The following is a 6588-nucleotide window of genomic DNA, read 5'->3' as shown; positions in this document are numbered from 1 at the left end:
TTTACGAAGTGATAGCCGCGCCGGATTTCCTGCCGGGGGTCAAAGAGATCTTTGCCAACCGCAAGGGCTGGGGGCCGAATGTCCGGCTGGTCAGGATCACAAAAAATCCCGCCAGCCAGTATCTGCTGCGCTCGGCCTGGGGCGGGGCGCTGGCCCAGGCCCCGGACAATACGACTTTGGATGAATCCAAGCTCTCACAGGCTACTTCCAACAAGCCAACCCCGCAACAACTTGAAGACCTTCTATTCGCCTTCAAGATAGTCAAGCACGTCAAGTCCAACGCCATCGTCATTGCCAAGGACAAACAGCTGATCGGCATGGGGGCCGGGCAGCCCAACCGGCTGGCCTCGGTAAGGCTGGCCCTGCAGCAGGCCGGGGACAGGGCCAAGGGCGCGGCGCTGGCCTCGGACGGTTTCTTCCCCTTCTCCGACAACATCGAGGAAGCGGCGGCCGGCGGCATCACCTCCATCATCCAGCCCGGCGGCTCGGTCAAGGACGGCGACGTGACCGCCAGGGCCTCGGAGCTCAAGCTGACCATGGTGCTGACGGGCGTCCGGCATTTCAAGCACTAGGCTCTTCTATAAGGAAACCATGAAACCATGAATATTTCCGACTCGCAATAGATTTATAATGTTTCCTGGATTTCCTGGGTTCATTATTAAAAAAGAGGGATAGAGATAAAATCATGGCCAACATATCACCGATGCTGATGACCAGGCTGGTGGGCCAGCTGACCGGAGCCCTGCGCAATCTCAAGGTCTATCCGGCCAGCCATCCCACCTCCCAAAAACTTTTTGAGGCCAGCCTCAGTCTGATCAAGGACGCGATGGGGTCCGAAAGCCATTTGAGCTTCAGCCTGGCCGGCAACATCCTGCTGATGAACGACAATCCGGTTCCCGATTCCCGCAAGGAGGTGTTTGCCAATTTCATCTCCGAGTTGGGCAAGCGCAGTGTGGGCCAGCTGACTTTCAAGCAGGGCATAGACCGCGATCAGATCCAGGGCTTCTTTGAGACCATGTCCATGGACGTGGAGCAGGTCAAGGCCAAGGGGGGGCTGGCGGCGGCCCTGGCCCTGCGGGGCATTTCCAACATCGTGGCCTCAGGCATTTCCTACGGCGGCGGTTCCGGGACCGGCGGAAGCTCCGGCGGCGGGGCCGCCCTGGAAAGCATGCTGCCGGACCAGGTGATAGCCATGCTCAAAAGCGATCCCAAAATGGTGACCGAGATGCTGTTGAAGGGCGCTTTGGCCATGGCCGATACTCCGGAAGGCCAGGAAAAATTAGTGAGCGATCTGGACCGGCTGGCCCTGATGGCCAAGACCCAGGGCGGCGGGGAATACGCCTCGATGATGGCCAACGTGATCGGCAGCATGGACCAGAAAAGCAACCAGATGGTGGCCCAGGTAAAACTGGACAACCCGGAATGGTCCGACGTGGTGCGGGAACTGTTGACCCGGTACAGCAATGAGGAACTGGGCAAACTGATCGTCAACAAGGCCGAGATACTGGCCCTGGAAACAAAGAACGACATAGTGGTGCTGTCCGAACGACTGCGCTCCATGATCTCGTCCATTCCGGTGGAAGCCGAGCGCAAGCAGTCATTGCTGCCCCTGGTCCAGGCCAAGCTGCAGTATTACGGGCTGAGCCAGGAGGACTGTGCCTTTGTATTTGGCCGGCTGGATTCGACCCAGCCGGTGCTGGAAAAATACCTGGCCGATCTGGGCTCCCGCCCCGCTTCCGAAATGGCCGATGAACCGGCGGTCAAGACATTGCGCTGGATAATCCGAAGAGATGATAACTGCAAGCCGGCTCTGGAAGGATTTCTAAAAATATTATCCGACGGCGACCCCCAGGCCAGGAAAAAGGCCCTGGCATCCATTCTGACCATCAAGGACGACCTGCTGGCCACCGAGCGCTTTGATCTGATGGAACTCCTGATAGATCAGGTCTGTTTCCGGCTGCGGCAGGAAAGCGACTCCGGACTTTACCAGTCGGTGACCGAGACCATCCAGCAGATAGCCGAAGATCTAAAAAGCAAACAGCGCCTGGCCCTGGTCACCCGCATCAGCAAGGACATTTCGGACATAATGCTTTTGATGGCCGACAAGCCGGTAGCCAGGGACATGATAAAGATACTGAGCCTGATCGGAGACGATTCCTCCATCCGCTCCCTGATCCTGGGCCTGCTCAAGGACCCGATCCTGGAACCGGCGGCCGAGGCCCTGGCCCAGATCAAGGACAAGGCCCTGCCCTATCTGCTGGAGACGGTCAAGGAAAGCGAGGACAGCAACATGCGTTTCAAGTGCATGTACGTGCTCAACAAGATCGGGGCCGGGGTGGAGGAGATGGCCGTAAAGGCCCTGTCGGACGACCGCTGGTTCGTGCGGCGGAACATGTGCGTGCTGCTTTCTTTGATGGGCGGGGAGAATTCCCTGAGCCCGCTGGGGGCGGTGCTGGAGGATAAGGATGCCCGGATCCGGCTGGAAGCCCTCAAGGCCCTCTTCAAACTGGGCGGCCAGAATTCCGAAGCCTGGCTGATCCGGGCCATGGGGGACAAGGACCTTGACGTAAAAAAACAGGCCATCGAGTTCGCCGGCAAGGCCGGCACCGAGGCTTCGGTGGACGCGCTGACAGAGCTTTATTACAAGAGGGATCTGCTGGGCCGGGGCGAGCCGTCCGATGTCAAAAAACAGATCATAATATCACTGGGAGCGTTGGGAACCAAGACCGCAGCCTCGGTATTGATGAAAATAGCCAAGGACAAGGACGCCGAGCTGGCCCAGACCGCCCAGTCGGCCCTGCCCGGGGTCCTGAAGAAAATAAAAGAACAAGAACAGAATAAACAGGCGTGATATTTTGGACAGAATAAACATCATAGATTTCGGATCGCAGTACACCCAGCTGATCGCCCGCAAGGTAAGGGAGCAGAAGGTCTATTGCCAGATCATCCCCTGCACTGCCGGAAAAAAGAAGATCATGGAGGGAGATCCCAGGGGGCTGATCCTTTCGGGCGGGCCGTTCAGCGTCTACGATAAGAACGCCCCCCGGATCGCCCCGGAGATATTCGACTCCGGCATTCCCATCCTGGGCATCTGTTACGGCATGCAGCTGACATCATTGCTGTTGGGCGGCAAGATCCACCGCAGCCGGGAGCGGGAGTACGGGCAGGCGACGCTGCGCCTGAATTCAGAATTCAGAATTCAGAATTCAGAATTGTTTCAGGGAGTCCCGTCCCAGAGCCAGGTCTGGATGAGCCACGGAGACAGCGTTCAGACTCCTCCTAAAGGCTTCGTGGCCTTGGCCTCCACCGCCAACTGCCGGATAGCGGCCATGGCAGACGTCAAACGGAACATTTACGGCCTCCAGTTCCATCCCGAGGTCAACCATACAGTTCAGGGACAAAAGATCATCTCCAACTTCCTGTTCCAGATCTGCCGCTGTCAGGGCGACTGGACCATGGATTCCATCATAGAACAGTCGGTCAGTGACATCAGGCGCAAAGCCGGTAAATCCAGGATAGTGCTGGGCCTTTCCGGCGGGGTGGATTCCTCGGTGGCGGCGGTGCTGATCTCCCGGGCGGTGGGAAAGCAGCTGCACTGCATCTTCGTGGACAACGGCCTGTTAAGGCTGAACGAGCGGGCCGAGGTGGAGCGGGTCTTTAAAAAGCAGTTCAAGATCCCCCTGGTGACGGTGGACGCCGCGGCCAGGTTCTATAAAAAACTCAAAGGGGTGGACGATCCCGAACGGAAGCGGAAGATCATAGGCAAGGAGTTCATCGAGGTCTTTGCCGGAGCCGCCAAAAAGATAGGCGGGGTGGGATTCCTGGCCCAGGGCACCATCTATCCCGACGTCATCGAATCCGTTTCCTTCAAGGGGCCGTCGGCCACCATCAAAAGCCACCACAACGTGGGCGGGCTTCCCCAGAACATGCGGAAGCTTCAGCTGGTGGAGCCTTTAAGGGAGCTGTTCAAGGACGAGGTCCGGCAGCTGGGCCTGTCGCTGGGCCTGCCCAAGGAAATGGTGATGCGACATCCCTTCCCCGGTCCGGGCCTGGCGGTGAGGGTTTTGGGCGAAGTGACCAGGGAAAGGTGCGACGTCCTAAGGGCCGCCGACAAAATATTCATCGACGAGCTTCGGGCCTCTGGATGGTACCCCAGGACCTCGCAGGCTTTTGCGGTGCTGCTGCCGGTGAAGGCGGTGGGGGTGATGGGCGACGAGCGGACCTACCAGAATGTGCTGGCCTTGAGGGCCGTCAACACCACCGACTTCATGACCGCCGATTGGACCCGTCTGCCGGAAGACCTTTTGGCCAGGGTCTCCAGCCGGATAGTCAACGAGGTCAAAGGTATCAACCGGGTGGTGTATGACATCTCCAACAAACCGCCGGCCACCATCGAATGGGAATAGATTATCATACTTTTACCGGGGAAGACAGGATTAACATGATTTCACGGGGTAAATTTCTCAATGATGGTTCCGCTAAATAATAGTTTAGTCAACAGTCCATATTTAGGAGCATAGTATGGTCGAAGATTTTGTAGATCAGGGGCTAAAGCTGGAAAAGCACGGCCACCTGGACCAGGCCCTCAACAACTACAACCAGGCGCTGGAGGCCGATCCCAACAACGCCGATGCCTGGTTCTACCGGGGCCGGATACTGAGCCGGACCGACCAGTTCGAGGATGCTATCCAGGCCTATGACAACGCCATCCTGATAAAGGCCGATTACGCGAAGGCCTGGTGCAACAAGGGCATCGTGCTGGGGGTGCTGGACCGGGACGAGGAGGCACTGCAGGCCCTGGACCAGTCCATCAAACTGGCCCCGGATTTCATGGAGGCCTGGTACAACCGGGGGCTGGCCCTGCGCGACCTGGGCCGCTACGACGAGGCTTTGGCCGATTTCGACCAGGCCATCAAGATCAAGCCGGACAACAACGACGCCTGGTTCAGCAAGGGCCTGACCTACAAGATCATGGGTCGGTACGACGAGTCACTGGCGGCCATGGCCAAGGCTTTGGAATTGTATTCCGACGACGGCGAGGTCTCGCTGGAGAAGGCCAAGGTACATCTGCTTAAGAACCAGGCCAAGGAGGCGCTGAGTTCCATCGCCAGGGCGATTGAGGCCGACGACGATCTCAAGGAAGCAGCCAAGAGCGATGAGGAACTGCAGGCTTTGTGGGAGAGCGCGGAGTTCAAGAAACTGGTCAGCTGAGCGTCCCGGCAGGCTGGATACTATTTGCCACAAAGACACAAAGACACAAAGGGTTAATATTTTTAAAGGGTAAGTAAAATGGCCAAAGCCAAAAAAGCCGCAAAAAATAAAATAGTCAAGAAGACCGTCATAAAAAAGAGCACCAAGCCAGCAGTCAAGAAGAAAACCAAAGGCCCGGCCAAGGCCAAGAAGGCTTCTAAAGGTATAAAGGTCAGAAAGGTTGTAAAGGGGGTAAAGGCGGCCCAAAAGAGAACTGCCAAAGAGCCTTTGATCCTGGTGCTAAATCCCGGATCCACCTCCACCAAGGTGGCGGTCTATAAAGGAGCGAAGCCGCTGGTCTCCGAGTCCATAGACCACAACAAGGCCGAGATCGAGAAATACGCCAGGATAGTGGACCAGTACCCCATGCGCAAAACCGTGATACTGGACTTTCTATCCCGTAATAAGATCGAACTTAAAACACTGGCAGCTGTGGTGGACCGGGGAGGACTGCTTAAGCCCATTTCCTCCGGCACTTATGTCATCAATGACGCCATGCTCAACGACCTGCGCGAAGCCAAACGCGGCGAGCACATCTCCAACGTGGGGGCTTTCATCGCCAAGGAGGTCGCCGACCAGTCAGGCGCCCAGGCCTTCATCGTGGACGCGGTCTCGGTGGACGAATTCTCTCCGCTGGCCCGGATCTCCGGACTGGCCGAGATAGAGCGGAAGTCCCTGCTGCACGCCCTTAACATGAGGATGGCCGCCCTGCAGGCCTGCCAGGAACTCAACAAAAAACTGGAACAGGTCAACCTGATCGTGGCCCATCTGGGCGGCGGCATCTCCATCTCTCCAGTGGACCACGGGAAGTTCGTGGATGTCAACAACGCCAACGAGGGCGGGCCTTTCTCTCCGGAACGGGCCGGGGGGGTTCCCACCGGGGCCCTGGTCAAGATGTGCTTCTCCGGCAAATACACCGCCGATGAGATCAAGAAAAAGCTGACCCGCAGCGGCGGGCTGTCGGCCTACACCGACACCAACCGGGCCAACGAGGTCAAGGACCGGGTGCTGAAGGGCGACAAGCAGGCCGAGGAGATATTCCGGGCCATGGCCTACCAGATAGCCAAGGAGATCGGGGCCTGCGCCACGGTTCTCAAGGGCAAAGTGGACGCCATCGTGGTCACCGGGGGTGTGGCCCATAACAAGATCTTCACCGACTGGATAAAAGAGCGGACGGCCTTCATCACGCCGAAGTATTTCGTCTACCCAGGCGAGGACGAGATGCCGGCCCTGGCGGCCGGGGCCTTCCGGGGTTTGAAGGGCGAGGAGAAGGCGCGGGAGTATTGATGAGATCCGGCACCAAAAGACACTGTCAGAATATGGGCATAGAAAACAAGG

At 57.8% G+C, this 6588-nt stretch carries 5 protein-coding genes; all 5 read left to right on the top strand.

All coding sequences use genetic code 11. From position 1 onward, the window contains the following. A partial coding sequence (purH, locus tag Q7U71_05415) for a bifunctional phosphoribosylaminoimidazolecarboxamide formyltransferase/IMP cyclohydrolase (GenBank protein MDO9391193.1) occupies positions 1–572 on the top strand: 572 nt, incomplete at its 5' end. A 113-nt stretch (positions 573–685) separates the two neighbouring features. Further along, complete coding sequence (locus Q7U71_05410) at positions 686–2851, top strand: HEAT repeat domain-containing protein (protein ID MDO9391192.1); 2166 nt, start codon at positions 686–688, stop codon at positions 2849–2851. A 4-nt stretch (positions 2852–2855) separates the two neighbouring features. Next, positions 2856–4406: a glutamine-hydrolyzing GMP synthase gene (guaA, locus tag Q7U71_05405; protein ID MDO9391191.1), complete on the top strand. Its 1551-nt coding sequence runs from the start codon at positions 2856–2858 to the stop codon at positions 4404–4406. A 115-nt stretch (positions 4407–4521) separates the two neighbouring features. Then, positions 4522–5211 carry a tetratricopeptide repeat protein gene (locus tag Q7U71_05400; GenBank protein ID MDO9391190.1) on the top strand — a complete coding sequence of 230 codons (690 nt, stop codon included), beginning with the start codon at positions 4522–4524 and terminating at the stop codon, positions 5209–5211. A 78-nt stretch (positions 5212–5289) separates the two neighbouring features. Beyond that, entirely contained in the window at positions 5290–6537 is a 1248-nt protein-coding gene (gene buk / locus Q7U71_05395; GenBank protein ID MDO9391189.1) for a butyrate kinase, read from the top strand. Positions 6538–6588 lie beyond the last annotated feature (51 nt).

The sequence above is a fragment of the bacterium genome (genome assembly GCA_030655055.1).
In the GTDB taxonomy this organism is placed as follows: domain Bacteria; phylum Edwardsbacteria; class AC1; order AC1; family EtOH8; genus UBA5202.
The sequence above is the reverse complement of the archived record's forward strand: the minus strand, read 5'-3'. Positions and strand labels throughout refer to the sequence as shown.

Coding starts and splice junctions, on each gene's coding strand:
- Q7U71_05410 (MDO9391192.1), top strand. CDS start 686: ATGGCCAACATATCACCGATGCTGATGACCAGGCTGGTGGGCCAGCTG.
- Q7U71_05400 (MDO9391190.1), top strand. CDS start 4,522: ATGGTCGAAGATTTTGTAGATCAGGGGCTAAAGCTGGAAAAGCACGGC.
- buk (MDO9391189.1), top strand. CDS start 5,290: ATGGCCAAAGCCAAAAAAGCCGCAAAAAATAAAATAGTCAAGAAGACC.